This window comes from Streptomyces sp. NPDC039736 (genome assembly GCF_055596485.1).
In genome coordinates this window covers 658,646-683,451 of sequence record NZ_JBVIUQ010000003.1, presented here as the reverse complement: position 1 = coordinate 683,451, position 24,806 = coordinate 658,646, and the positions used below count along the sequence as shown (strand labels likewise).

Here is a 24,806-nt window from a genome sequence, read left to right as displayed (position 1 = left end):
GCGCGGCGAGGCCCCGCCCGCAGGCGGTCGCGACCGGGCGGCACGACTCGCCCGAGCCGGAGAGGGAAACAGTGGCCCGGTGCTCCCGTCCACCACGTACAACGAGCCGCTGGACCAGTACGTGAGCAGCGAGCGCTCCGGTCGTGCGACGCCCCCCGCTGGGTGATCCTGCGGGGTGGCGGGGCGTCGTCGGGCGCGAGGGCACGGCGTGTGCTCCCGCCTTGCCGCGTGCGGTCGGCCACGTCGCCGGCGCCCGCCGGTGCGTCCGCACCGTGGTCGGACGTCGGCGGCCGCGCGTCCTGCGAGAAGCGCTTCAGCAACTCCTCGACCCGTGCCCGCCAGGGTCCGCCGAGCGGCCTCCCGTACTCGCCGCATGGTAATGTGAGCAGTGCTTACTTTGAGAGGTGCTGATGGACGCGAAACCGGCCAGGCCCGGCTACCACCACGGTGATCTGCGAGCGGCGCTCGTGGCAGCCGCCCTGGAGATGCTGGAGGCGGGCGAGCCCTTCTCGTTGCGTGCGCTCGCCCGTCGGGCCGGTGTGTCCACCGCCGCTCCGTACCGGCACTTCGCCGACCGCGAGGAGCTGGAATCGGCGCTGGCCGTCCATGGGCTGCGCGAATTGATGAGCGACCTCGCTCCTGGGGGGCCGAGGCCGGCGTCCGCCGCCGAGCTCGGTGAGTTCGCCGTCGGGTACGTACGTTTCGCTCTGCGCAGGCCGGCGCTGTTCCGGCTCATGTTCGGGCAGGCGTGTGACGACCGGAACGACGAGAGGGTGCGCGCGTCCGCCGCGCTGCACGACCTCCTCGAAGGCATCATGGCCGAGGTCTTCCCCGCGTCCAATCCGGTCGTCCTGGCCACCGCCGGGTGGTCGCTCGCTCACGGGCTGGCCTTCCTGCACCTCGACGGCAAGCTCTCCTCCGCCGATCCCGCCGCCGTCGACGAGCGCGTCCGTTCGGCCGTCGCCGCCGTCTTCCCCCCGTCGTCCAGCCCGTGAACGAGGTCCCATGAGCAAGCGCATCGTGCTCGTCGTCACCAACGTCGACCACTACGAGACCGACCCCTCGCACCCGACCGGGCTCTGGCTGTCGGAGCTGACCCATGCCTACGACATCTTCGAGGAGCACGGCTTCGAGCAGACGATCGTGAGCCCCGCGGGCGGGAGGTCGCCGCTGGAGCCGCGCTCCCTGAAGTTCCCCGCCTACGACAGGTCCGCCAAGGCCTGGCACACCGATCCGGCCCGCATGGCACTGCTCGACGACACCGCGGGCCCCGAGCGGATCGACCCGGCGGACTACGACGCGATCTACTTCACCGGCGGCCACGCGGTGATGTTCGACTTCCCCGCCAGCGAGGGGCTGCAACGGATCACCCGGGAGATCTACGAGCACGGCGGCGTCGTCGGCGCGGTCTGCCACGGATACTGCGGACTGCTCGACACCACCCTTTCCGACGGAGGCCACCTCGTCGCCGGCCGCGACCTCACCGGGTTCTCCTGGCGGGAGGAAGTCCTCGCCCGCGTCGACAAGCTCGTGCCGTACAACATCGAAGAGCGGATGAAGGAGCGCGGCGCGCGCTACTCGAAGGCGCTGCTGCCGTTCGTCTCCCACACCGTCGTCGACGGCAGGCTCGTCACCGGCCAGAACCCCGGATCGGCCAAGGAGACCGCGGCCAAGGTCGCCGCGCTGCTCTGACAGCCCGTACCCCCCACACCCCCGTTCCGTCCCGAAGGGCAGCCCCCCATGCAGACCGTGCTCGGATCCGGCGGCCAGATCGCCGAAGAGCTCACCCGCGAACTGCACCGCGCGTACACCCACGACATCCGCCTGGTCAGCAGGCGCCCCCGCAAGGTGCACGAAAGCGACCAGCTCGTGCCCGCGGACCTGATGGACGCCGAGGCCACCGAAGCAGCGGTGGCGGGAAGCGACATCGTCTACCTCACCGTCGGCCTGCCCATGGACTCCGCGCTGTGGGAACAGCGGTTCCCGGCCATGATGGCCAACACGATCGCCGCCTGCCGCAAGCACGGCAGCAAACTCGTCTTCTTCGACAACACCTACATGTACCCGCGGACCTCCGTGCCCCAGACCGAGGACACGGCGTTCGAGCCGGCCGGCCGCAAAGCAGCCGTGCGTGCCCGGATCGCGACGACGCTGCTGACGGAGATGGACGCGGGCACGATCGACGCGGTGGTGTGCCGCGCCCCCGAGTTCTACGGCCCCGGCAAGACCCAGAGCCTGACCAACTCGGCCGTCTTCCACCGCATCAAGGAGAAGAAGCGGCCGATGGTGCCGCTCAACGCGCACACCCGGCGCACCCTGATCTGGACCCCGGACGCCAGCCGGGCCATGGCCCGCATCGGGAACACCCCCGATGCGTACGGTCAGACCTGGCATCTGCCGGTCGACCCGGACCGCCCGACCTACCACGACATGATCGGCGCGGCCTCGCAGATCACCGGGAGGAAGATTCCCTACTCCACGGTCCCCGGCTGGGCCTTCAGGCTCGGCGGGCTCATCAACCCAGCCGTCAAGGAGGCGGAGGAACTGCTGCCGCGCTACCGGCAGGACAACGTCTTCGACTCCTCGAAGTTCGCCGCGCGGTTCCCCGACTTCCCGGTCACGGGCTTCCGGGACGGCATCCGGCAGATCCTCACCGGCACGTGATGCCGGGCTGACGCGCTGCGGGCCGTCTCGGCGGCGGCCCTCAGCTTGACGGCGGCATCGGTGTCCGGCGTCCGCCGCCTCCACAGCAGCCGTCGGGCAGCGGGGTCACGCGGGCAGGCGGCCCTGTTGGCCTTGGCGATGGAGCCCGCGGGGTCCCGCCGCCCGGGCAGGTCCGCGTCCGGGTCTTCCGGTCGGCTGTCTCGATCACGCGCAGAACCTCGCGCTTGGGCGAGGAGAGGGCCTGCATGCTTTCGGCCTCGGTGCAGCCGTCCCGATGACGGCGGTGACGGCGGAGAGGGGGGTGGGAGGGGTGCGGGCAGAGCACGGGCGGAGGGTGGTGTGGGGTACACCCCGTGCCGGGTGCTGAGCGGATGGTTCGCTTCCGTATCGCCCGACACTCTTGAGACATGAAGAAGCACAGCTCAACAGCCGCTCTGGCCCTGCTCGTCACTCTCGGTACGGTGGCTCTCGCGCCCGCCTCCTCCGCCGACTCCGCCGGCGCGGCCACGTCTGCCACTGCGGCGAAGCCGTCGACGGCGTCGCCGGTGACCGCCCTCGAACGTGCCGCGCACCCGCTGCGCACCACCGATCCCCGAGGCGCCCTGGACGACCTGCGTCCGCTGGGGCGCATGGTGCGGGACGCCAAGGTGGTGGGTCTGGGCGAAGCCACCCACAGCTCGCACGAGTTCCTCGCGCTGAAGCACCGCGTCTTCCGCTACCTTGTCACCGAGAAGGGCTTCCGCGCCTTCTCCCTGGAGACGAGCTGGGGCAGCGGGATGCGCCTCAACGACTACGTCGTCCACGGCAAGGGCGACCTGCGGAAGATCATGGACGAGGAGTTCCAGGGCTCCTACTCCTGGTGGAACAACACCGACTACCGCGACCTGCTGCTCTGGATGCGCGCCTACAACCGTCAGCACCCGCAGGACCCGGTGCACTTCACCGGCAACGACTTCGGATTCGCCGGACCCGAACTCTACGACCGGATCACCTCGTACGTGGCCGCCCACCACCCCGCGCTGCTCCCCCGTTTCACCGAGCTGTACCGGGGGCTGCGGCCGACGGCCGCCATGGAGGCCCACCTGGCGTCCTACCTGGAACTGCCGTTGGCCGAGCGGAAGTCGATCGCGGAGCGGACGGCGAAGGCGCTGGCACTGCTCAAGCAGCAGAAGCCCGCGGGCGGTGGCGGTGCGAAGGCGGAGTCGGCGCGCGAGGCGCACGCGTGGGCCGTGCAGCATGCCACCGCCGTCGACCAGACCGCCCGCGGGTACGCCTTCGACTTCGAGGACCCCGCGCAGGGTGCGGAGTCGCGGCGCTACCGGGACTCGGCGATGGCGGACAACGTGCTGTGGTGGCAGCGTCACACCGGCGACAAGGTCCTGCTGGCCGCCCACAACGCGCACGTCTCCCTGCACACCCCGCTCCCGGAGGCGTACCCGAAGGTCCAGGGCGCCTTCCTCCGCGACAAGCTGGGCAAGAACTACCTGAGCATCGGCACCACCTTCGACCGGGGTTCGTTCAACGCGGTCGGCGAGGAGGGGAAGGTGCGCGAGTTCCGTCTGGGGCACGCGAAGCCGGGCAGCAACGAGAACACCCTGGACCGGGTCCGCCACCGGGACTTCGCCGTGGATCTGCGCAACGTCCGGGAGCCGGGACGGAGCTGGCTGGCCACGCCGCGCAACACCAAGTCCATCGGCACCGCCTATCCGGGCCCGGGGGCGGAGCTGCCGTTCTCGTTGTCCCGTTCGTACGACGTGGTGGTGCACCTGGAGGAGGTGGCTGCCGCACAGCTGCTGCCGTCGGCTGCGCGAGGCGCTGCCGGGAAGTGACGTCGGCGTCGTCCGGGGAGGGGCGGCGGGGCACCTCCGCGTCCCCCCGGCGGCGTGACGCGCCTGCCGGTGACGTTCCGCCGTGCGGCCGCCGCCGATGGGAGCGGGAGGTGCCCCGGAGCGCTCAGCGGACCGCCCGTCGGCTGCCCGGCCGTCCGGCCGAGCGCGGCGTCGACCCCGTCCTCGTCACCGGAACGCCGACCGACGTGTGCGGCGAGTCCTCGGCCCGGGACGCGGCCACCAGCGGCTTGCGTGTGCTGAGGGTCGCCGACGCGAACACGGCCCGCCGCGGCCTGGACCACAACTGCAACTCCGCCCTCCACACCGTCCACCGGTCGTTCGGCGACGTCCGGACCACCGCCGAAGTGCTGACGCTGATCGGACACGGGAACGCTCCCGAGCAGGGGGCCGCGGTACGCGTGGCCTCCTCGCGTCCGGCCGGCGCCGGGAGTCGCATTCGCCGTACCGCCGCCCGTTCCGCGCGCTACGGTACGGACACCCGTGCTCTCGCGGTCGAGGTGAGGAGATGACCTGTGCCCCCAGTGTGGGACCCGGCGGAGGCTCCGGTCGGTGACGTGGGCGCCGCGCTCCTGATGGTGGACGCGCGGATCAAGGAGATCCACGAGCCCGAGGACGAGTCCGAGGACGGCGCCGAAGCCGAACGCCGCGAGCTGAACAGGCTCTTCGTGGCGTCGGCGGGCGCCGAGGGGGTGCAGGAACTGCTCGACGGCACCTGCACCCTGCTCTACATGTTCATGCAGTGGCTGCGCCGCACGCATGAACACGGCGACAAGGACGTCATCGAATACGTCGTGCCCCCCTTGGTGGCCACGCTGCGCATGATGCCCAGGAGCGTCCGGCCGCAGACCGTCCCCACCATGGTCGCCCTGGTCGTCGCGGCCGGCACCCAGGTGAGCCCGAACGGCTGGCGCAGCCAGTACGGGGACTGGACGCCCGAGGAGATGAACGCCCTCGAAGCCACGGTGTTCCTGGTCGCCGAGCACATCAACCGCATCGCCGGCGACCACGGCTTCGCGGTCCGCATGATCGCCGAAACCCTGACCCGGGTCGAGACCGACGGGGACTGAGCCCGACGGCGCGGCCTTCCGCGCGGCCGGCACGAGGTCGCGGGTTCCGCTTTCTCCCGTTTCTCCGGCACCGTCCATCTGGTCTCCCCGCTGCCGGCCGTGGCTCCCGGGCCCCGGCCGGCAGCGGGTGAGGTCTCACCTCACCGTGCTCACACCACGGCGCCCGTGTCCCGCTCCCGCCGCTGCAGCGGGCTGCCCGTTCCGCCGGTCCCGCCGCGCCGGGGGCGCGTCGGCGGCGCCGGGCGGCTGCCCTCCAACTGCACGGCGATCGGCACGGCGGTGAAGACCGTCGACGCCATGCCGATCAGCACGCCCGCGATCAGCGCCACGGAGAAGTCGGCGAGCGAGTCGCCGCCGAGCACGGCCAGGGCCGCCAGGATGAACAGCGCGCCCATCCCGGTGTTCACCGTGCGCGGCAGCGTCTGGATGACGGCCTGGTTCGCGGTGGTTTCCAGGTCCGCCGCCGGGTCGCGGCGGCGTGCCTCGCGCACCCGGTCGAAGACGACGACGGTGTCGTTGACGGAGTATCCGACGACCGTGAGCAGGGCCGCCAGGAAGACGCTGTCGACGGGCCTGCCGAGCCAGGCGAACAGGCCCACCACCAGCACGATGTCGTGCACCATCGCCGACACCGCGGCGGCGGCGAAGGTCCACCGGAACCGCACGCTGAGGTAGACCATCTGGGTGGCGACGGCGATGCCGAGCGCGATGAGGGCGTACCGGCGCAGTTCGTCGCCGAGGCTCGGTCCGATCAACTCGTCGCGCTCGACGGTGACTTCGCCGCCCTCGGCGGCCAGCGCCGTCCTGATCGTGTGCTGCTCGTCGTTGCTCAGCTCCCCGGTGCGTACGGAGATGCCTCCGGCCCCCGACTCCTGCACGACCGCACGCGGGAACCCGGCGTCCGTGACCGCCGTACGCGCCGCGTCCACGTCCACGGGCGTGCTGGTGCTGTACTCCACCAGACGGCCGCCGGTGAACTCCACCCCGAACTCCAGGCCGCGCAGGCCGATCCCGGCGACGGCGGCCACGATCAGCAGCGCGCTGACGCCGAGCCAGCGGCGCCGGTGGTGCACCAGGCGGGGCCTGCGGTGGGCGAGCCAGGAACGGACCCGGCCACGGGAGGTGATCCCGGTCAGGCCGGGCCGGTCGCGGACGAAGCGGCGGCGGATCGCGAAGTCGGCGAGGGTGCGGGTGATCACCAGGGCCGACACCATCGAGACGAGGACGCCGATGGAGAGGGTGACGCCGAAGCCCTTGACGGGCCCGGTGGCGAAGAAGAAGAGCAGGCCGGCCGCGAGCAGCGTGGTCACGTTCGAGTCGACGACCGCGCTCCAGGCCTTGCGGAAACCGGTGCTGAGCGGCTTGTCCAGGGGCGCCGGAGACGACTTCGGGGCGCGCGCCCCCAGGTACTCCTCGCGGGCGCGCTCGAAGACGAGCACGTTCGCGTCCACCGCCATGCCGATCGCCAGGACGAAGCCGGCGAGTCCGGGCAGGGTCAGGGTCGCGCCCAGGGCGACGAGTGCGGCGTAGGAGATCAGCCCGTACAGGGCGAGCGCGAGGGTGGCCAGGGCGCCGAGCAGCCGGTAGACGACGACGATGAACAGCCCCGTCAGGGCGAGTCCGATGACGGCGGCCTGGGTGCTGGCGGCGATGGCGTCGGCGCCGAGCGTGGGTCCTACGGTGCGCTGCTCCACGACCTCGATGGGCACCGGCAGCGCGCCGCCCTTGACGAGCGCGGCCAGCTCGTGGGCCTCCGCCCGGCTGAAGCCGCCGGTGATCTGCGTGGAACCGCCGATGATGCCGACCTCGCACGCCACGTCGGCGGTGACGCCGGGCGCCGAGAGGATCTTTCCGTCCAGGACGATGGCGACGCGCCGTTCGGGGGCGTCCTGCGGGGCACAGGCCGCGGCCCCGGTGACCCGCGCCCAGTCCTTGCCCGCCTGCTCGCGGAAGGCGAGGCCGACCGTCCAGCCCGACATCGTCTGCTGGTCGAGCACGGCGTCGGCGTCCCGGACGCCCTCGCCGGTGAGGGCGGTGGGCCCGAGTTCGAGGAACGCCCCCGGCCGGCCGGGGTCGGCCAGGGTGCGCGAGCCGTCCTTGGCCGGTTCGCCCTTGCGTTCGTCCGGCTTGTCCGCCGCGCCGAGCACCGGGTGGACGGTCAGTTGGGCGGTGCGGCCGATGACCTCGGCGGCCTCGCGCGGGTCCTGGACGCCGGGCAGCTCGACGAAGATCCGCCGCTCGCCGGATCGGTAGAGGCTCGGTTCGGACACGCCGAGCGCGTCGACGCGCTGGCGGAGCACTTCCAGGGCCCGCTGGGTCGATTCGGCGTTGGCCTCGACCACGGGTGAGTTCTTGGTTTCCAGCACGATCTGGGTACCGCCGCGCAGGTCGAGGCCGAGGCGGGCGGACTGGGTGAGGGCGAAGAAGAGCGAGGCGGCGATCACACCGAGGGCGATGATCGCCCGCCACAGGGGCGCGCGTGACATGGGGTCTCCACGTGGGGCAGGCAGACGGAGCCGACGTCTGTCCCGGGCGCGGAGGCCAGTGGTCAGACGTCGATGAGGACTTCAGTGCTCCGTCGGGACGGCGGGCCGCGCGGGAGATGCGCGGACACGTCCCGGCCCGCCGTGACGGCCACGGCCGTGACGGCCACGGCGGGGCCGCCGACAGCGCGGTGCGGGGCCGCTGCCCCGGCGCCGGGGCCCGGGCAGGGCGGGGGCGGGTACGGCACGGCGTCGCCGTGGCCGGGTGCGGGGCGCACCACGGTGTGGGGCCGCTGCGCGTCGGCGGTCGCCCACGCCTGCGCCCGCGCGGTCGCGGCCACCGCGCCCGCCGAGGTGGGGCGGGAGGCCGAGGTGGCCGACGCGGGCGAGAGGAGGGTCAGAAGGGCGAACAGGGCGGAGAGCACGACCGCGGCCGGACGCGCGGAGTGTGCGCGGAGGTGCTGCACGCCTGTTCGCCCCCGGCCGGATCGTCGTACGGAATCTGCAGTTCACGCGGTGAACCGACGGCTCCGTCCCGTCGGCCGTCAGTGACCTGAACGGCGGTGCGCGTCCCGGAGTTCCCGGTCCGCCGCAGAAGGGGGAACTCTCCGGGCGGACCGGCGTCCCGCCCGTTCCCCGCGTCTGCCCTGCCGCGTACGGGCGGACCGGTGGAGCGCGTCCCGGCGGTCCGGCGTCCCCGACGTGGGGCCGTCGCCGGGCCGGGGGGTCACCCGGCCGTGCCCCAGCCCGCCGGCTGGGCGGGGTCGAGCAGCCGCCAGCGGGCCAGCACCTTGGGGTCCTGCGCGTCGAGCCAGTCGGTCAGTTCGCGGAAGGAGACGCAGCGCACCTCCTTGCGGGGGCAGACGTCCCGCATCACGTCCTCGACGGCGTCCATGTAGATCCCGCCGTTCCAGTCCTCGAAGTGGTTCCCGATGAACATCGGGGCCCGGCTGCCGTGGAACACCCGCCGGAATCCCGCGAGGTAGGCGTCCCTGGCCTCCTTCCGCCAGGTCTGGTGCATGGCCGGGTTCCCCTCGGTGCTGCCCTTCGACTGGTTGTAGAGGAAGTTGAAGTCCATGGACAGCACCTGGAACTGCTTCCGGGGGAAGGGCAGCAGTTGCAGCGGCAGGTCCCAGACGCCGTCCTTCTTGGCGGGCCAGATCTGGAAGTCCCCCGCTGAGCTGGCGTCGTAGCGCCAGCCGAAGGGCTTGGTCGCCGGTAGGAGGGTCTTCTGGCCCTCCAGGCACGGCGCCCGGCCGCCCACGACCTCACGGGTGGGGTCGAAGGGCAGCGGATCGAGGTCCTTCATGCCCGTGTTGGTCTTCCAGTTCTGCACGAAGGAGTAGAACTGGTCGATCTCGGACGTCCACTCCGCCGTGCTCCACTTGCCGCCGCCCTTCTTGCCGCAGAAGTGGCCGTTGAAGTGCGAGCCGATCTCGTTCCCCTCCTTCCAGGCCCCGGCGAGCTGTTTCAGCGTCATGCGGATGTGCGCGTCCGTCGGGTACGAGATCGCCGCCGCCCCGGTCTTGTGCTGCGGCGGCCGGTACAGGTCCTTCTTCTCCTTCGGCAGCAGATAGATGCCGGTGAGGAAGAACGTCATGTGGGCCTTGCTCTCCTTGGCCACGCGCCGGAAGCGGGAGAACAGCCGGTCGTCGCCCTCCAGCGCGCCGTCCCAGGAGAACACCACGAACTGGGGCGGCTTCTGCCCCGGCTTGAGCCGCTCCGCCTTCAACTGGCCGGGCTGCGGGCCGGTGTAGGACGTGGAGCCGTCCCCCAGCACCCGCACCTGCCCGTCCCACTTCTCCTCCTTGCCCTTGCCGGTGCCCGGCTGCCGCTTGCCGTCGGTGGGTTTCGGCGCGGCCGCGGTCGCCCGCGATCCGGGACCGGTGCCCGGCGTCCCGTCCGAGGGGGCGTCGGACACCGACACGGCGACCGCGGTGGAGAGCGACGCGACGAGCACGGCGGCGACACCGAGGCTGACGGCCGGCCGGGTGCGTATCCGAGCGCGCAGCGGGGCCGACTTCTTCCAGATCATCGCGACTGCTCCAGACAGAGGGGAAGGGCGGGCGGGGCGGGGCGGCGGCAGGACGGTGCGGGTCAGCGTCGCAGGGCGGCCGTGTAGCGGTCCCAGATCTCGGCGGGCATCCTCCGGGCCGCCGCGGGGTTGCGGCCCAGCGCCTTGAGGGGCAGGGGGGCGAGGCTCTTGGTGAGGTCCATGCGGTAGACGACGACCGCCGTGGACGCCTCCTCGGTGGAGCCGACGTACCAGCGCGCGGTGTCGTCGGGGGTGGTGCCCGTCTGGCCGGCGAAGTCGTCGCCGGGGCGGGTGAGGGCCTCGGTGACCCGGTCCGCCACGGCCGGGCTCAGGGCGCGCGTCGAGCGCGGGCGGGGCAGCGGCACCGGCTCGCCGTTGCGGGTGATCCTCCGTACCGAGTACGGGTCCGTGTGCCGGCCGCCGCCCGCGAACACCCCGTAGGCGCTGGCCGTGCGGATGGCGCTCGGGGTGGAGTTGCCCAGCGAGAAGGCGGGCACCGGCGGGCCGAAGTTGGCGGCGAGCATCCCGGACTTCTGGGCGGTGCTGCGCACCAGGTCGAGCCCGACGTCCATGCCGAGCTGGAGCAGGGGGGTGTGCACGCCCCGCGCCAGAGCGTCCCGCAGGGGGATGCGGCCGTAGGAGCGCCCGCCGTCGTTGCGGCCCTTGACCATCTTGCCGCCCCGGTCCCAGTAGGGGCCCTCCGGGGTCATCAGCGGCACGTCGTCGTTCCCGTCGTACAGGGTCCACGGGGTGACGGGGGTGCGGGGGCCGGTGCGCCCGCGCCGGACGCCGTGCTCCAGCGCGGCCGCGTAGACGAAGGGGGTGAACGACGAACCCGCGGGGACGGTGGCCGTGTTGGACTCGTTGAAGGCCTGCCGCTGGAAGTCGGGGCCGCCGTGCACCGCGAGTATCCGCCCGTCGGGGGCGATCGTGGCGGCTCCGAACTTGGTGTGCCGGTCGTCGGCGCGCGCCGTGGGGTCCAGGGAGTCGCGCGACTTCTTGACCGCCGCGGTGAGGGCGGTCGTCCTCCGCTTGTCGAAGGTCGTGTAGATCTGGTAGCCGCCGAGGTCGAAGGCCGCGTCGGGGATCTTGCCCGTGCGTTTCGCGTACGACTCGGCGAGCGCCACCAGATAGCCGTCCTGCCCGCTCGCGCTGGTCGTCCTGGGGGCCGCCCGGGGCTCGGGGAACGCGGTGTACCGGGCCCGCTCGGACCGGCTCAGCCCGCCGACCTCCACCATGCGGTCCAGCGTCCACTTCCACCGCTCGACGGCGCGTTCGCGGTTCTCGGGGCCGAGGGTGGGGTCGTAGAGCGCCGCGCCCTTGAGCAGGGCGGCGAGGAACGCGCCCTCGCTGGCGTTGAGCTGGGTGACTTCCTTGCCGTAGTACGCCTGGGCGGCACGTTGCAGGCCGTAGGAGCCCCGCCCGAACCAACTGGTGTTGAGGTAGTCCTCCAGGATCTGGTCCTTGGTCCGCTGCCGGTCGAGCTTGATCGCCATGAGCATCTCGGTGAACTTGCGCGAGAAGGAGCGGTCCTGCGAGAGGTAGACGTTCTTCACGTACTGCTGGGTGATGGTGGAGCCGCCCTGGGTGTCCCCGCCGCTGACCGTCCGCCAGAACGCGCGGGTGACGCCCTGGAAGGAGACGCCGGGGTCCGAGTAGAAGCTGTGGTTCTCGGCGGCCAGCACCGCCCCGCGGACGTGTTCGGGAACCTTCTCCAGGCTCATCTCCTGCCGGCTCACCCAGCCGGTGCGCGCCATGGGCGTGCCGTCCGCCCAGTAGTAGACGTTGTCCTGCTGGGTGGCGAAGGCGTTGAGGTCGTCGGGTATCTCCGTGCGGGCGTACGCGATGGCCACGGTCGCCGTCAGCAGCCCGACGAACACCACGGCCGTGCCCAGCACATGACGCCACGAGGGCACCCACCGCTGCCAGCCGTGCCTACCGGGCCGGGGGTAGTCCGGCCGCCCGGGCAGCCTCAGCCGCAGCCTCGCCGACCGCGTCCCGGTCCGCTTCCTCCGGCCCCGGCCCGGCGCCAGTGCCGCACGTACGGCCTGCGTGGCCCTGTCTAAGCTGTCGTGCTTGGTCATTCCCGTCCTGCTGTTAGCTGCCCCAGGCCGAAGCATCACGGAAGGTCACGTTCGCGAAGTCACGCAAAGATAACAGGAGCGGATTCCGCCCGGGGCGCCCCGCTCGTGAACGGCCGGTGAAGGGGGCCGATTTCGGCAGGCTCCGGGGGAGTCCGGCGCGGAGGGGCGGGGCGGATGCGCCCCCGGTCCGTTCCCGTGCCGGGGCCGCAGCTCCGCCGGCCCGCGAACGGCTCCGCACAGACTGGCGGCAGCCCTGCGACGCGAAGGACGACCACCGGTACCGGCCCGCGCGGTCGGGGCGCCGGCCCGAGGACTTCACGCCCGGCTGCCGCGAGCGCGGACCGGCTGCCGGACGCCGCCACGGCTCCGCAACGCCCGAAACCGTACGAACGAGAGGAACCCAGGCCCATGCCTCCCTTCACGACCCTCCACCGGTCCTTCGTCGAGCAGGCGGAGCGGCGGCCGGACAAGGTGCTCTTCGAGCTGCCCGACGGGCGTCGGGTCCGTTACGACGAGACGGCGCGCACGGTACGGCGGATCGCGGCCCGGCTCGTCGCCGACGGCGTCCGCCCCGGCGACCGGGTCGCCGCGCAGGTGGAGAAGTCCCCGGAGGCGATCGCCCTGTATCTGGCGACGTTGCGGGTCGGCGGGGTCTACCTACCGCTCAACACCGCTTACACCGATGCCGAGATGGCGTACTTCCTCGACGACGCGCGGCCCGGGGTGCTCGTCCGTTCACCGCGGCGCACGGCCGGTTCCGCGCACCGCGAGGGGGCCGGCCCGGTCGTCGAGACCCTCGGCACCGAGGGGGACGGGACGCTCCTGGAGGGCCACGGCTCCCCGGAGCACGAGGAGGTCTTCGACGCCTCGGCCGACGACCCGGCGGCGATCCTCTACACCTCTGGCACCACCGGGCGCTCCAAGGGGGCGATGCTCTCCCACGGCAATCTCGCCTCCAACTGCCGTGCGCTGCTGGACGCCTGGCAGTTCACGTCCGACGACGTGCTGATCCACGCGCTGCCGGTCTTCCACGTCCACGGGCTGTTCGTCGCCGCGAACATGGTCCTGGCGGCCGGCGCCTCCATGCACTACCTGCCGGGGTTCGACACGGAGGCGGTTCTGGACCTGCTGCCCCGGGCCACGGTGCTCATGGGCGTGCCCACCTTCTACACCCGGATGCTGGCGAGCGAACGGCTGACCCCCGAAGTCTGCGCTTCGGTGCGGCTGTTCGTCTCCGGCTCGGCCCCGTTGCGGGCGAGCGACCACCAGGCCTTCGAGGCCCGTACCGGGCACTCCGTCCTGGAGCGCTACGGGATGACGGAGACCGGCATGAACACCACCAACCCGTACGAGGGCGGCCCGCGCAAACCCGGCACCGTCGGCAGGCCGCTGCCCGGCGTCGAGGTGCGCGTGGTGGACCGCGAGAGCGGGAAGGCGCTGCCCGACGGCGGGACGGGCGGCATCGAGGTGCGCGGCCCGAACGTCTTCACCGGTTACTGGCAGATGCCGGAGAAGACCGCCGCCGAGTTCCGGGCGGACGGTTTCTTCATCACCGGCGACCTGGGCCGGGTCGACGAGGACGGCTACCTGTGCATCGTCGGGCGGGACAAGGACCTGGTGATCTCCGGGGGGTACAACGTCTACCCCAAGGAGATCGAGACGCTGCTCGACGCGCATCCCGCGGTGCTGGAGTCGGCCGTGGTGGGGGTGGAGCACCCGGACTTCGGGGAGACGGTGGTGGCCGTCGTCGTGCCCGCGGCGGGCAGGCGGCCCGACCCGGCGGAACTGCTGGAGTTCATCGCGGGCGACCTGGCCCGGTACAAGCACCCGCGTGCGGTGCGGGTCGTGGCGGAGCTGCCGCGCAACGTCATGGGGAAGGTGCAGAAGGCGGAGCTGCGGAAGCGGTTCGGAGGGCTGTTCACCGGCGTGGACGGCTGAGGGGGCGGGTGTGCTGCGCCTGCCGGGTGCGGGGTGCGCGCCCGGCAGGTCTGAACGGGTGATGTTCCGGGACGGGCCGTGACCGGGGTGCGTGGTGATTGTCGTACGGACATGACTCTCCTGACGCTCCCTCAGCAGCATTCCGCCGACCACGGCCGCCGGTCCCCCGACTCCGCACCGCCCGCGCTGCCCGCACCGGCAGCCCGTCGGCTCCTGCGTGAGGAATGGGGGCTGACGCGGCGTCAGGTGGCGGCGGCCTTCGGGGTCACCGTGGCCACCGTGCGGTCCTGGGAGACCGGGCGCACCTCCCCCGTGGGCCGCCGCCGGGTCGCCTACGCACACTTCCTCACGGGGCTCGCCGAGGCCGGGGCGGTCCGCGGGGCGGGGCGCCGCGAGGCGGCGGAGTCCTTCCGGCCGGTGCGCCTGCCGGTGCGGCCGGCGCCCGCCCCGGAGCCGCTCGCGCGGCCGGTGCCCGGGCCGCACCGGCTCGTGACCGGCCGCCCGCGCACAGGACCGGCTCGGCGGACCGCGGCGGCGCGGCCCGTGCCCGGCCGGCTGCCGACGGCGGCGGTGCGGCCGCTTCCGGTGGGCCCCGGGCCCGATCCGGTGTCCCCGCCGCGCCGACGGCGGATGCGCCACGCCCTCGTCGCCGCCGGGGTGTGGTGCACCCTGCTGCACCACCTGCTCGCCACCGGCGCCCCCCTGGACTGACGGGGCCGCGCGGGGCGGGCCGCGCAGGTCAGCCGATCCCGGCGACCGTCACCGTGATCTCCACCGGCAGCCCGCCCGCCGCCCGCTCGGCCGCCGCCCGGACCGCCCGCGCGACGTCCACCGCCCGGTGGCCCCGGCGCACCGTGAACTGCACGTCGACGAGCCACCGCGCGGTGTCCGGGTCCCGGCGCACCCGCACGCCCGCCGGGCCCCGGTCGGCCGCGGGCCCGCGCCGCAGGCGGGCGGCCGCCGCCGAGCCCCGCAGCAGATCGCTCAGCCGGGGGCGCAGGAACGCCACGCCGGCGACCTCGGCGGCGGCCCCGGCGACCGCCCGCGCCAGCCGCTCGCCCGTCTCGCGGGGGGCGGCGTTCCCCGTCGCGCCCACGTCGTCCGTCATCACAGCTCCTCACCGGCCGCGGGACCGTCCTCGTCGAAGAGGTCGACCACCAGTACGTCCACCGCGCCCACCCGCATCCCGAGCGCGTCGTCGGCGGCCCGGGCCACGGCCCGGCGCACCGCGTCCGCCAGTTCGGGCAGGGCGCGCCGGGCCCCCGCCTCCACCTCGACGGTGACCCGTGCCGGGGCCCGTGCGTCCGCCCCGGGTCCGGCCGCCGGTGCGACGCGGCAGCTTCCCGCCCGTACGCCCGCGACCGTCTCCGCGGCGCTCCGCAGGGTCTTCGCCGCGGCGGCCTCCACGATCCAATGGTCTTCCTCGGGTTCGCCCAGGGGGAGGGTCCGGCCGGGCCGCAGTTCGAGGCGTACCAGGTCCATCACCCGGGCGGTGACCGCCGACGCGTCCGGTTGCGGCGTGTTCGCGTCCTCGGTGCGCGTCCGCTGGACGAAGTCGTCGAGCGTACGGAGATCCTCCAGCGCGGCCGCGCAGTGGATGCAGTCGGCGGGATGCCCGCCGGGGGGCCGCGGGGGCGCCTGCGCGCCGGGCGCTGCCTCGTGCTGCGTCCACACGTCGTACAGCGGCCGTCCGCAGGGCAGCAGCTCCTCGCCGTCCGGACCCCACGACTGGTCGTCCTCGCGTCCGCCGTCGTATGCGCGTCCGCCGTCGTGCTCGCGTCCGCCGTCGTGCGGCGGGGCGCCGTGTCCGTTCATCGCCATGCCGCCATCGCCTCCATCAGAGCTCGGCGTGCGCGGAACATCCGGCCGCGTACCGCTTGCGGACTGATGCCGACCGTATCCGCGATCTCCTCGTACGACAGTCCGTGCATCTCGCGCAGCAGCCAGCAGGCCCGCTGTTCGGGCGACAGGCCCTCCAGCGCCCGCGAGAGCTCCCGTAGGGCGGCTCCGGCCTCGGCGTCGCGCACCGGGGAGCCCTCGTGCCCCGGCGTCTCGTGCTCCGGGACGGCGTCGAGGTGGGTGACGGGCCGCCGCGAGCGGAGCTGGTTCAGGCACCGGTTGGTGACGATGCGGTACATCCAGGTCAGGAACGCCGCGTCGCCGCGGAATTCCGGCAGGCTGCGCCACGCGCTCACGAACGCCTCCTGCACGGCGTCCTCCGCCTCGGTGGTGCTGGCGAGCATCCGGGTGGCCAGCCGCAGCAGTTCCGGGCCGTGCCGCCGTACGAGGACTTCGAAGGCCCCCTCGTCGCCCTCGCCCGCGCGTACGGCGAGCAGGCGGTCGGGCACGTCCTCCGCCGTGCCGTCCGCGATGTCGCCGGCGTTGCCGCCGTCACTCTGGTCATCCCCGTTTCCGGGCACTTGCCGGCTCCTCTCCTCGGCCCTGCGCGTGTTCGACACCGCTCGCCGCGTTCCGTCACGCGGACCAGCCGGAAGAACGAATCCGGAATCGGCGCGTAACGGATCGGCGGGTACGGAGTCCAACGCGTGACCGAGCAAGAGCAGCGCTACTTTCGGGAGACTCCTCATGGCTTCGCAGCAGACCGCCGGCCCCGTCGGCACCGCCGGCCCCGGCACTTCCCCGGCCGCCGCCCCCCGCCGGGGCGCTTCGGACCTGACCTCGGTGGGCCACGGCAGGCCCGGCCCGGACGAGCCCGCGGCCACCCGGGGCAAGACCGCCATCGCGGACCTCGTGGTCGTGAAGATCGCCGGAATCGCGGCCCGGGAGATCCCCGGCGTGCACGACATGGGCGGCGGCCTGTCGCGCACCATCGGCGCGGTCCGCGACCGGGTGCCGGTCGGCCGGCCGAGCGTGGGCCGGGGCGTCAAGGTCGAGGTCGGCGAGGTGCAGACGGCCATCGACCTGGAGCTGGTGGTGGAGTACGGGGTGTCCATCGCCGACGTCGCCCGTGACGTGCGGGAGAACGTCGTCTCGGCGGTGGAGCGGACCACGGGCCTGGAGGTCGTGGAGGTCAATGTGACGGTCAACGACGTCCACCTGCCGGACGACGACCAGGACGACGCATCCGGCGCCGAGGCCCGGGTCGCATGAACAGGTCGTCCCTGGGCGCCCTCGCGGGCCTCGCACTCGGCCTCGTCGGCTGGTTCGGCGGCTTCGGCGCCTTCCTCGTCGTCGCGCTCTGCGGCGCCGCCGGGTGGGCCGTGGGGCACCTCCTGGAGGACGAGGAGGCGAGGCAGCGGCTGTGGGACCGGCTCGACCGGTCCGGCGGGCCGGGCGAGGGCCGCCGGAGGGCCCGGTGAGCGCGCCCGCGTCCGCCGGGGCGGCTGCCGTTCCGCCCGCCGAGCGGGGGTCCACCACCGTCAGCGACCGGGCGGTACGCCGTATCGCCGCCCGGTCCTGCGCGGAGGCCGTCCCCGGCGGCGCCGGGCCGCCGTCGGCGTCGGTCGTACGCACCGGCCGCACCGCCGCCGTCGCGCTGGGCGTGACCCTGCCGTACGCGGCCGACCTGGCCGGCACGGCGGAACACGTCCAGCGGCACGTGGCCCGCACCACGGCGGAGCTGACGGGTCTGACGGTGCCGCCGCCGGAGGTACGGGTGACGGCCCTGACCGGGGGCGGGCCGGGCACGCGGGAGGGGCCGGGGGATGCGGGCGGCGTCGAAGCCGCGGCGGGCGGGCCGGTGTGTCCTGCGACCGTGCCGCGCCGCCCGTGGTCGCCGCGCCGGGGCGTCGCGCTCCTCGTCCTGTGCGTGGGAACGGCCGCCTGCGGCTACCTGCTCGCCGAGGGCGTCGCCCGTCGCACCGGGCACGTGCTGCCCGGTGCGCCCCGCCCCGATGTGCTGCACCGGGTGGCGACCACCTCCCTCGCGGACCCGGCGGCGCTCGTGGCGGGTCTCGCGGCGCTCGTCCTCGGGCTGTGGGTGCTGGGCGCGGCCGTGCTGCCGGGATGGCGTAACCGGCTGCCGATGGCCGTGCGGACGAACGGCACCCGCGCCGTGCTGGACCGTTCGGCGATCGCGCTGCTGGTGCGGGACACGGCGCTGGCCGTGCCGGGAGTGACCTCTGCCCGGGTGCGGGCGGGCCGTCGTCGCGTCACGGTCCGGGCGCTGGCCGGGTACGGCGAGCCCGCCGCTGTCGAGACCGGGCTGACCGAGGCGGTCGAGGGGGCGCTCGGCGCGCTGGGGCTGGCGCGGCCACCGCGTTCGCGCGTACGGCTGCGGGCCGCACCGGGCCGTGCCGGGGAGTCCGGCCGTACCGAGGAGGCAGGGACATGACGACCACGCCCGCGACGACGTTCACGACCCGGGCCGCGCTCCTGCTGCTGGGGCTGGTGTCCCTCGCGGCCGGGCTGTGGCTGGTCGTGGGCCATGTCGCCGTACGGCCGACGAGCGGGCTGCGCGCCCGCCTGCCGGGCTGGTGGCCGCTGCCGCGCGCCGAGGCGGGCGCGACGGGTGCGTACGCCTGGTGGGCGCCGGCGGTGTTGGCGGCCCTGGCGCTGGCGCTGCTGCTGGGCGTCGTACGGCTGCTCGTGCCGGTCGTGCGGTCGGCCCGCTCCCGGGCCCGCCTGCCCTTGGGGCGGCCGGGCCTGTGGCTTCAGCCGGGCGCCCTGCGGGCCGTGCTGGCGTCGCGGACGGCGGACGTGGCCGGGGTGCGGGGGGCCCGGGTCGCGCTGGGCCGGGCGAAGCACGTCGTGCACGTCCGGCTGACCGTCGACCTGGAGCCGTGCGCCGCGCCGGGGGAAGTGCTCCGGGAGGTGGAGGCCGGGCCGCTGGCCGCCGTACGGGCGGCACTCGCGCCGACGCCGGTGCGCGCCGAGGTGCGGCTCGGCGCCCGGCGGCGCGGGACACGGCGCGCGAGGTGAGGGCGCTCGGGGGCCGGTAGGGGCGGGGCGGGGCACGCCCGGCGGGCCGTGCGCCGTCCGGAGGAGGGCGGGGCGACGCGCGCCCGGCCGGCCGTGCGCCGTCCGAGACCGTCCCGTGCCGGAAGACCCCGCGTGCGCCCCCGGAGTCAGCGGCGGGCCAGGCGGCGCGTGCCGCCCACCCCGTAGTCGAGCTTGTAGTGGGCGAACACCGGCAGCTCCTCGTCGGCCGTCAGCTCGCCGTCCGTGTCGATGGAGGGGGCGTCCTTCACCACCTGCTTCGGCCAGGCCACCCGCAGGTGCGCGGGGGAGACCGAGGCGCCCTCCAACGGCACGAAGGTGATGCGTTTGCGGGTGGGCAGGCCCACCGTCACCGCCGCGAAGGCGGGCAGGTCGGTCGCCGTGTCGACGTACACGGACTCCAGGACACCGATCTTGCCGCCCTCGTCGTCGACGACGTCGCGTCCGAGCCAGTCACGGATGTTCTCGACTGCGAGCATGGGGTTCTTCCTCTGGTTCAGGAGCTTCGCGGCGGCCCCGGCAGAGCCGCTGGACTTCCGTCTGCCCCCGCCGGGCCCGCCCATGAGGCGCCCCGCGGAACCCGTGCCCCGGCGGCCCGGCCACGGCGGCCCGAAGTGGATATTCGGATTCCGCTGCATCCGGAGGAGGCCGACGGGCGGAAGAGGCAGGACATATTCCGGCCGGCGTCCAGGGAAGGCAGTGCGATGCACCGTACGCGGACGAGCGAGAGCGCTTGGGGCAACGGGCGGCTCCGTCCCGGGGCGGCACACGAACCGCGGGCCGCCCCGGCGCGGGGCCGGGTGCCGCACGGGCCGGAGTCCGCCGCCCCGGGGCGTGCCGCCGCCGTGCACCTCGTGGACGCGGACGTGCCGGGGGCCGTGCGGGAGGTTCTGCGGGGGGTGTTGGGCGAGCGGGTGCGGGAGTGCGCCGCGCTCGACGCCACCTTCGCGGCGGACGTGGCCGAGCGGGTCGCCGACTTCACGCTCGGCGGTGGAAAGCGGCTGCGGGCGCAGTTCCTGTGGTGGGGGCTGCGCTCCTGCACCGGGGGGCTGCGTCCGGGCGCCGCCGACACCGCGCTGCGGCTGGCCGCCGGGCTCGAACTCATCCAGACCTGTGCCCTGGTGCACGACGACCTGATGGACGGCTCCCCCGTCCGCCGGGGCAGGCCCGCCCTGCACGTGGTGCTGGGCGCGCGCCACGACGGTGCCGGGGCGGCCGGCCCGGGCGAGCCGTTCGGCAGGGCCGCGGCCGTGCTCGCCGGGGACCTGGCGCTGAGCTGGGCCGACGACGTGGTCGCCGAGGCCTGGGACGCGAGCTCGGTGAGCGGGGAGGTGCGTGCGCGGGTGCGCGCCCTGTGGCGGGCGATGCGGACCGAGATGGTGGCCGGGCAGTACCTGGACCTGCACGGCCAGGCCTCGGGGTCCCGGGCGGTGGGCGCCGCGATCCGTACCGCGACGCTCAAGAGCGCCCTGTACTCCGTGGAGCGGCCGTTGGCGCTGGGAGCGGCCCTCGCCGGGGCGGACCAGCGCACCACCGGGGCGCTGTGCTCCGCGGGCCGGTGCGCGGGCATCGCCTTCCAGTTGCGCGACGACCTGCTGGGGGCGTTCGGCGATCCCCGCGAGACGGGCAAGCCGGCCGGGGACGACCTGCGCGACGGCAAGCTGACGTATCTGACGGCGGTCGCCAGGGCCCGCGCCGAGGCGTCCGGCGACCGGGCGGCGGCCGCTCTCCTGGACCGCTGCCTCGGGAATCCCTCGCTCGGTGACGAGGGCGTGGAGCGGGTGCGGGAGGTGCTGGTGGAGACCGGCGCGCGGGACGTGACGGAGGCGAAGATCTCGCGTCTCGTGGCGGTGGCCCACCGGCACCTGGCGTCGGCGCCCCTGCTGCCCGACGCGCAGGCGCGGCTGCGGGAGTTGACGGGGGCGGTCGCGGCACCGCCCGTTCCGGCGGCGGGGGCCGCGAGGCCGGCCGGTGGTGGTCCACGACCGGCCGAACATGACGAGGAGGGGGTCCGGTGGGCTCGATGAGCAGGCTCAGGCCGACGCCGACGTCGGCGGCAAGGGCGGGGACGGGGGCCGGGAAGGCCCTGAAGGGGCGCACCGATCACGTCGTGGTGGTCGGCGCCGGGCTGGCGGGGCTGTCCGCCGCGCTGCACCTGCTCGGCGCGGGCCGGCGGGTCACCGTGATCGAACGGGACGACGAGCCCGGCGGCCGGGCCGGGCTGCTGGACCGGGGCGGTTACCGCATCGACACCGGGCCGACCGTGCTGACCATGCCGGACCTGGTGGAGGAGGCCTTCGCCGCCGTCGGCCACTCGATGGCGGGGCGGCTGGACCTGGTGCCGCTGCACCCCGCCTACCGGGCCCGCTTCGCCGACGGCAGCGCGCTGGACGTGCACACCGGGGGCGCGGCGATGGAGGAGGAGATCGCCCGGTTCGCCGGGGCCCGCGAGGCGCTCGGCTACCGGCGGCTGCGGGTCTGGCTGGAGCAGTTGTACCGGGTGCAGATGCGGCGGTTCATCGACGCCAACTTCGACTCCCCGCTCCAGCTCCTGCACCCCGACCTGGCGCGGCTGGCCGCCCTCGGCGGGTTCGGCAGGATGGACGCCCGGATCGGCCGCTTCCTCTCCGACGAGCGGCTGCGCCGCGTGTTCACCTTCCAGGCGCTGTACGCGGGGGTGCCGCCCGCCCGGGCCCTCGCCGCGTACGCGGTGATCGCGTACATGGACACGGTCGCCGGGGTCTACTTCCCGCGCGGCGGCATGCACGCCCTGCCGCGCGCCCTGGCGGCGTCGGCCGCCGAGGCGGGGGCCGACTTCCGGTACGGGCACGAGGTGACCCGGCTGGAGCGCTCGGGCACCGGTGAGCGGATCACCGCCGTCGTCACCGACCAGGGGCGCGTCCCCTGCGACGCGGTGGTCCTCACTCCGGACCTCCCCGTCGCCTACCGGCTGCTCGGCAGGCGTCCGCGCCGGGTGCCGCCGCTGCGGCACTCGCCGTCGGCGGTGATCCTGCACGCGGGCACCGACCGGACCTGGCCAGAGCTCGGCCATCACACGATCTCCTTCGGCGGCGCCTGGAAGGAGACCTTCCGGGAGCTGACCCGCACCGGGGACCTGATGTCGGACCCCTCCCTGCTGATCACCCGGCCCACCGCGACCGACCCGTCGCTCGCGCCCCCGGGGCGGCATCTGCACTACGTGCTGGCGCCCTGCCCCAACACGGTCGTCGGGCCCGGCGTGCGGGAGTGGGCGGACCTCGGGCCCCGTTACCGCGACAGCCTGCTGCGCACCCTCGACGCCCGGGGGCTGGCGGACTTCGGGGCGGCGATCGAGGAGGAGTGCCTGGTGACTCCGGCCGACTGGTCCGCGCAGGGGCACGGCGCCGGCACGCCCTTCTCCGCCGCCCACACCTTTCCGCAGACCGGCCCCTTCCGACCGCGCAACCTGGTGCGGGGCACCGAGAACGCGGTCCTGGCCGGCTGCGGCACCACCCCGGGGGTCGGCGTGCCGACCGTCCTCATCTCGGGGAAGCTCGCGGCCGCCCGCGTCGTCGGCGCCGGACAGGTCTCCCGGCAGGCCCCCGCTCGGCGCGCCTCCCCCGCCGGTTCCACCGACCCCGCCGGCCCGGCCGGCTCCCCGCCCGACGCCCGGAAGGCCCCCGTGCATGACCGACCGTGAACTCGACGCCGCCGGAATCTCCGATCCCGGGCTGCGCGCCGCGTACCGCCAGTGCCGCCGGCTCAACGCCCGGCACGGCCGCACCTACTTCCTGGCGACCAGGCTGCTGCCCGTCGCACGCCGCCCCGCCGTCCACGCGCTGTACGGCTTCGCCCGCTGGGCCGACGACATCGTCGACGACCTGCACTCCGCGGCCTCCCCGGCCGACCGGGCGGCCGCCCTCGACGGCCTGGCGGCACGGCTGCGGGACGGGCTGGCCGGACGGCCGAGCGAGGAGCCGGTCGTGCGGGCGCTGGTGGACACCGCCGCCCGGTACGACATCGAGCACGGCCACTTCACCGACTTCATGGCGTCCATGCGCAGCGACCTGGTCGTCACCGGTTATCCGACGTACGACCACCTGCGGAGGTACATGCACGGTTCGGCGGCGGTGATCGGGCTCCAGATGCTGCCGGTCCTGGGCACCGTCGTACCGCGTGCGGAAGCGGCTCCGCGGGCCGCCGCCCTCGGCGTGGCCTTCCAGCTGACCAACTTCCTGCGCGACGTGGGCGAGGACCTGGACCGGGGGCGGGTGTACCTGCCGGAGGACCTGCTCGCCGCCCACGGCGTCGACCGCGACCTGCTGGCGTGGAGCCGTCTGACGGGTCTTCCCGACCGGCGGATCACCGCCGCGCTGCAGAACGCCGCCGAGCTGACCCGGGCCGTGTACCGGGAGGCGGCGCCGGGGATCGCGCAGCTCGATCCGGTGGCCCGGCCGTGCATCCGCACCGCCTTCGTGCTGTACGGGGCGATCCTGGACGCCGTCGCCGACGACGGGTACCGGGTGCTGCACCGGCGGGCCGTGGTGCCGCGGCGGCGGCGGGCGGTGGTGGCCGTGGACGGGCTGGTGCGCGTCGCCGCGGCGAGGGCCCGGGCCGCCGGGCCCCGGCAGCGGTACGGTGCCGCCGCCGGGCCGCCCGGCCTCGTGGAAGCGGGCGGTGAGCCCTCGGCGCGCGAGGGACAGGTACGGAAGGAGACGGTGTGAACGACCCGGACGACGTGAACGGCCCGCATCGCGCGAACCGGCCGGGGAGCGGCTCGCCGCCCCGGGGCAAGCGCCTCCCCCTGCGGCTGCGCCGCAGCCCCGTGCCCTGGGAGCGGCAGCGGCCCACCTGGCGCGACGCCTCCCCCGCGGTGATCTCCGCCGCCCTGAAGCGGGCGCAGGCCCGCCCTTCGGGCAACTGGTACGTGGTGGGGGCGTCCGGCGACGTCCCGGCGGGCCGCCCGCTGGGGCGCGTGGTGGACGGCGCCGAGATCGTGCTCTGGCGCGGTGCGGACGGCGGCGTGCGCGCCGGAGCGGGGGCCTGCCCGCACCTGGGGGCGCCGCTGAAGGACAGCAGGGTGCGGTGCGGCACGCTGGTCTGCCACTGGCACGGACTGGCCCTGGACGGGGCCCCGTTCGCCGGGTGGGAGCCCTTCCCGGTGCACGACGACGGGGTGCTGCTGTGGGTGCGGCTGGACCGAGTGGGCGGTGAGGAGCCGCTGGAGCGGCCGGTGGTTCCCGCCCGGCCCGATCCGGCGGCCGCCGTGCCCGCGGTGTGCACGGTGGTGGGGCGGTGCGAGCCCGAGGACGTGATCGCCAACCGGCTCGATCCGTGGCACGGGGCCTGGTTCCACCCGTACTCCTTCGTCGATCTGACGGTCGTCGGCGCGCCGGAAGCCGAGGAGGGCGACGACTCCTTCGTGGTGGACGTCTCCTTCAAGGTGGCGGGGCGCGCGGTGGTGCCGGTGCGGGCGGTCTTCACCGCGCCCGAGCCGCGCACCGTCGTCATGCACATCACCCGGGGCGAGGGCGAGGGGTCCGTCGTGGAGACGCACGCCACCCCGCTGGGCCCGGACGCCTCCGGCCGGCCGCGCACCGCCGTCGTGGAGGCGGTCGTCGCGGCCTCCGACCGCCGGGGCTTCGCGGTGGCGCGGGCCGCCGCGCCCGTCCTGCGTCCGCTGATGCGGGCGGCGGCGGGGCGGCTGTGGCGCGACGACATCGCCTACGCGGAGCGCCGCTGGGCGCTGCGCAGCACCGGGCGCTTCCCGGGCTGAGCCCGTCGGCCCGGTGCCGTACGCCCGTCGG

General features: G+C 74.5%; 24 protein-coding genes. 16 read left to right on the top strand and 8 right to left on the bottom strand.

Going from position 1 to position 24,806, the window contains the following annotated elements:
* Positions 1–410 precede the first annotated feature (410 nt).
* The 6 genes from ACZ56L_RS12545 to ACZ56L_RS12520 all read left to right on the top strand — a co-directional run bounded on the left by ACZ56L_RS12545 (position 411) and on the right by ACZ56L_RS12520 (position 5,581).
* Positions 411–995 (top strand): TetR/AcrR family transcriptional regulator, encoded by a 585-nt coding sequence (locus tag ACZ56L_RS12545; protein WP_471063635.1) that lies wholly within the window; start codon positions 411–413, stop codon positions 993–995.
* Between the two features lie 10 nt (positions 996–1,005).
* Positions 1,006–1,692: a type 1 glutamine amidotransferase domain-containing protein gene (locus ACZ56L_RS12540; RefSeq protein WP_471063633.1), complete on the top strand. Its 687-nt coding sequence runs from the start codon at positions 1,006–1,008 to the stop codon at positions 1,690–1,692.
* Positions 1,693–1,740: 48 nt separating this feature from the next.
* On the top strand, positions 1,741–2,664 hold the full coding sequence (locus ACZ56L_RS12535) for an NAD-dependent epimerase/dehydratase family protein (protein WP_401761947.1): 924 nt from the start codon (positions 1,741–1,743) through the stop codon (positions 2,662–2,664).
* 407 nt (positions 2,665–3,071) lie between these two features.
* Positions 3,072–4,493 (top strand): erythromycin esterase family protein, encoded by a 1,422-nt coding sequence (locus tag ACZ56L_RS12530; protein WP_471063631.1) that lies wholly within the window; start codon positions 3,072–3,074, stop codon positions 4,491–4,493.
* A gap of 110 nt (positions 4,494–4,603) precedes the next feature.
* Entirely contained in the window at positions 4,604–5,023 is a 420-nt protein-coding gene (locus ACZ56L_RS12525) for an isochorismatase family protein (RefSeq protein WP_471063629.1), read from the top strand.
* Between the two features lie 3 nt (positions 5,024–5,026).
* The gene (locus tag ACZ56L_RS12520) at positions 5,027–5,581 is read left to right on the top strand and encodes a hypothetical protein (RefSeq protein WP_401761953.1); all 555 of its coding nucleotides are present in this window, start codon (positions 5,027–5,029) and stop codon (positions 5,579–5,581) included.
* A gap of 149 nt (positions 5,582–5,730) precedes the next feature.
* Here the strand turns inward: ACZ56L_RS12520 and secD are convergent, their stop codons facing one another.
* The 4 genes from secD to ACZ56L_RS12500 form a co-directional block, all read right to left on the bottom strand.
* The gene (gene secD, locus ACZ56L_RS12515; protein ID WP_471063626.1) at positions 5,731–8,067 is read right to left on the bottom strand and encodes a protein translocase subunit SecD; all 2,337 of its coding nucleotides are present in this window, start codon (positions 8,065–8,067) and stop codon (positions 5,731–5,733) included.
* 62 nt (positions 8,068–8,129) lie between these two features.
* On the bottom strand, positions 8,130–8,531 hold the full coding sequence (locus ACZ56L_RS12510; protein ID WP_471063624.1) for a hypothetical protein: 402 nt from the start codon (positions 8,529–8,531) through the stop codon (positions 8,130–8,132).
* Between the two features lie 260 nt (positions 8,532–8,791).
* Positions 8,792–10,099 carry a polysaccharide deacetylase family protein gene (locus tag ACZ56L_RS12505; RefSeq protein WP_471063622.1) on the bottom strand — a complete coding sequence of 436 codons (1,308 nt, stop codon included), beginning with the start codon at positions 10,097–10,099 and terminating at the stop codon, positions 8,792–8,794.
* A gap of 62 nt (positions 10,100–10,161) precedes the next feature.
* Positions 10,162–12,183 (bottom strand): transglycosylase domain-containing protein, encoded by a 2,022-nt coding sequence (locus ACZ56L_RS12500; RefSeq protein ID WP_468689126.1) that lies wholly within the window; start codon positions 12,181–12,183, stop codon positions 10,162–10,164.
* A gap of 408 nt (positions 12,184–12,591) precedes the next feature.
* Here ACZ56L_RS12500 and ACZ56L_RS12495 point away from each other — a divergent pair, with 408 nt between their 5' ends.
* A complete protein-coding gene (locus ACZ56L_RS12495; RefSeq protein WP_471063620.1) occupies positions 12,592–14,121 on the top strand; it encodes an AMP-binding protein in 1,530 nt (509 codons plus the stop codon).
* Between the two features lie 111 nt (positions 14,122–14,232).
* On the top strand, positions 14,233–14,832 hold the full coding sequence (locus ACZ56L_RS12490; protein WP_471063618.1) for a helix-turn-helix domain-containing protein: 600 nt from the start codon (positions 14,233–14,235) through the stop codon (positions 14,830–14,832).
* Positions 14,833–14,860: 28 nt separating this feature from the next.
* Here ACZ56L_RS12490 and ACZ56L_RS12485 read toward each other — a convergent pair whose 3' ends face one another.
* From ACZ56L_RS12485 to ACZ56L_RS12475, 3 genes are read right to left on the bottom strand one after another with little or no spacing between them, the layout of a single operon-like run.
* A complete protein-coding gene (locus ACZ56L_RS12485; RefSeq protein ID WP_345227303.1) occupies positions 14,861–15,229 on the bottom strand; it encodes an Asp23/Gls24 family envelope stress response protein in 369 nt (122 codons plus the stop codon).
* Entirely contained in the window at positions 15,229–15,942 is a 714-nt protein-coding gene (locus ACZ56L_RS12480) for a hypothetical protein (RefSeq protein WP_471063616.1), read from the bottom strand. The genes ACZ56L_RS12485 and ACZ56L_RS12480 overlap by 1 nt, the downstream gene beginning before the upstream one ends.
* On the bottom strand, positions 15,933–16,541 hold the full coding sequence (locus ACZ56L_RS12475) for an RNA polymerase sigma factor (protein WP_380837143.1): 609 nt from the start codon (positions 16,539–16,541) through the stop codon (positions 15,933–15,935). Before ACZ56L_RS12475 ends, ACZ56L_RS12480 begins: the two co-directional genes overlap by 10 nt.
* Before the next feature lie 166 nt (positions 16,542–16,707).
* Here ACZ56L_RS12475 and ACZ56L_RS12470 point away from each other — a divergent pair, with 166 nt between their 5' ends.
* From ACZ56L_RS12470 to ACZ56L_RS12455, 4 genes are read left to right on the top strand one after another with little or no spacing between them, the layout of a single operon-like run.
* Entirely contained in the window at positions 16,708–17,232 is a 525-nt protein-coding gene (locus tag ACZ56L_RS12470) for an Asp23/Gls24 family envelope stress response protein (protein ID WP_401761968.1), read from the top strand.
* Complete coding sequence (locus tag ACZ56L_RS12465; RefSeq protein WP_471063613.1) at positions 17,229–17,441, top strand: hypothetical protein; 213 nt, start codon at positions 17,229–17,231, stop codon at positions 17,439–17,441. Before ACZ56L_RS12470 ends, ACZ56L_RS12465 begins: the two co-directional genes overlap by 4 nt.
* Positions 17,438–18,415 (top strand): DUF6286 domain-containing Asp23/Gls24 family envelope stress response protein, encoded by a 978-nt coding sequence (locus ACZ56L_RS12460; protein ID WP_471063611.1) that lies wholly within the window; start codon positions 17,438–17,440, stop codon positions 18,413–18,415. Before ACZ56L_RS12465 ends, ACZ56L_RS12460 begins: the two co-directional genes overlap by 4 nt.
* A complete protein-coding gene (locus ACZ56L_RS12455; RefSeq protein WP_471063609.1) occupies positions 18,412–19,002 on the top strand; it encodes a hypothetical protein in 591 nt (196 codons plus the stop codon). Before ACZ56L_RS12460 ends, ACZ56L_RS12455 begins: the two co-directional genes overlap by 4 nt.
* Positions 19,003–19,148: 146 nt before the next feature.
* Here the strand turns inward: ACZ56L_RS12455 and ACZ56L_RS12450 are convergent, their stop codons facing one another.
* Positions 19,149–19,499, bottom strand: a complete 351-nt coding sequence (locus tag ACZ56L_RS12450) for a PRC-barrel domain-containing protein (protein WP_401761973.1) — start codon at positions 19,497–19,499, stop codon at positions 19,149–19,151.
* A 225-nt stretch (positions 19,500–19,724) separates the two neighbouring features.
* Here ACZ56L_RS12450 and ACZ56L_RS12445 point away from each other — a divergent pair, with 225 nt between their 5' ends.
* From ACZ56L_RS12445 to ACZ56L_RS12430, 4 genes are all read left to right on the top strand, one after another.
* On the top strand, positions 19,725–21,047 hold the full coding sequence (locus ACZ56L_RS12445) for a polyprenyl synthetase family protein (RefSeq protein ID WP_471063607.1): 1,323 nt from the start codon (positions 19,725–19,727) through the stop codon (positions 21,045–21,047).
* A complete protein-coding gene (gene crtI, locus ACZ56L_RS12440; protein WP_471063605.1) occupies positions 21,044–22,699 on the top strand; it encodes a phytoene desaturase family protein in 1,656 nt (551 codons plus the stop codon). The genes ACZ56L_RS12445 and crtI overlap by 4 nt, the downstream gene beginning before the upstream one ends.
* Positions 22,686–23,723: a phytoene/squalene synthase family protein gene (locus tag ACZ56L_RS12435; RefSeq protein ID WP_471063603.1), complete on the top strand. Its 1,038-nt coding sequence runs from the start codon at positions 22,686–22,688 to the stop codon at positions 23,721–23,723. Before crtI ends, ACZ56L_RS12435 begins: the two co-directional genes overlap by 14 nt.
* A gap of 80 nt (positions 23,724–23,803) precedes the next feature.
* Positions 23,804–24,775, top strand: coding sequence for a DUF5914 domain-containing protein (locus ACZ56L_RS12430; RefSeq protein WP_345227970.1), 972 nt, complete (start codon positions 23,804–23,806; stop codon positions 24,773–24,775).
* Positions 24,776–24,806: the final 31 nt, after the last annotated feature.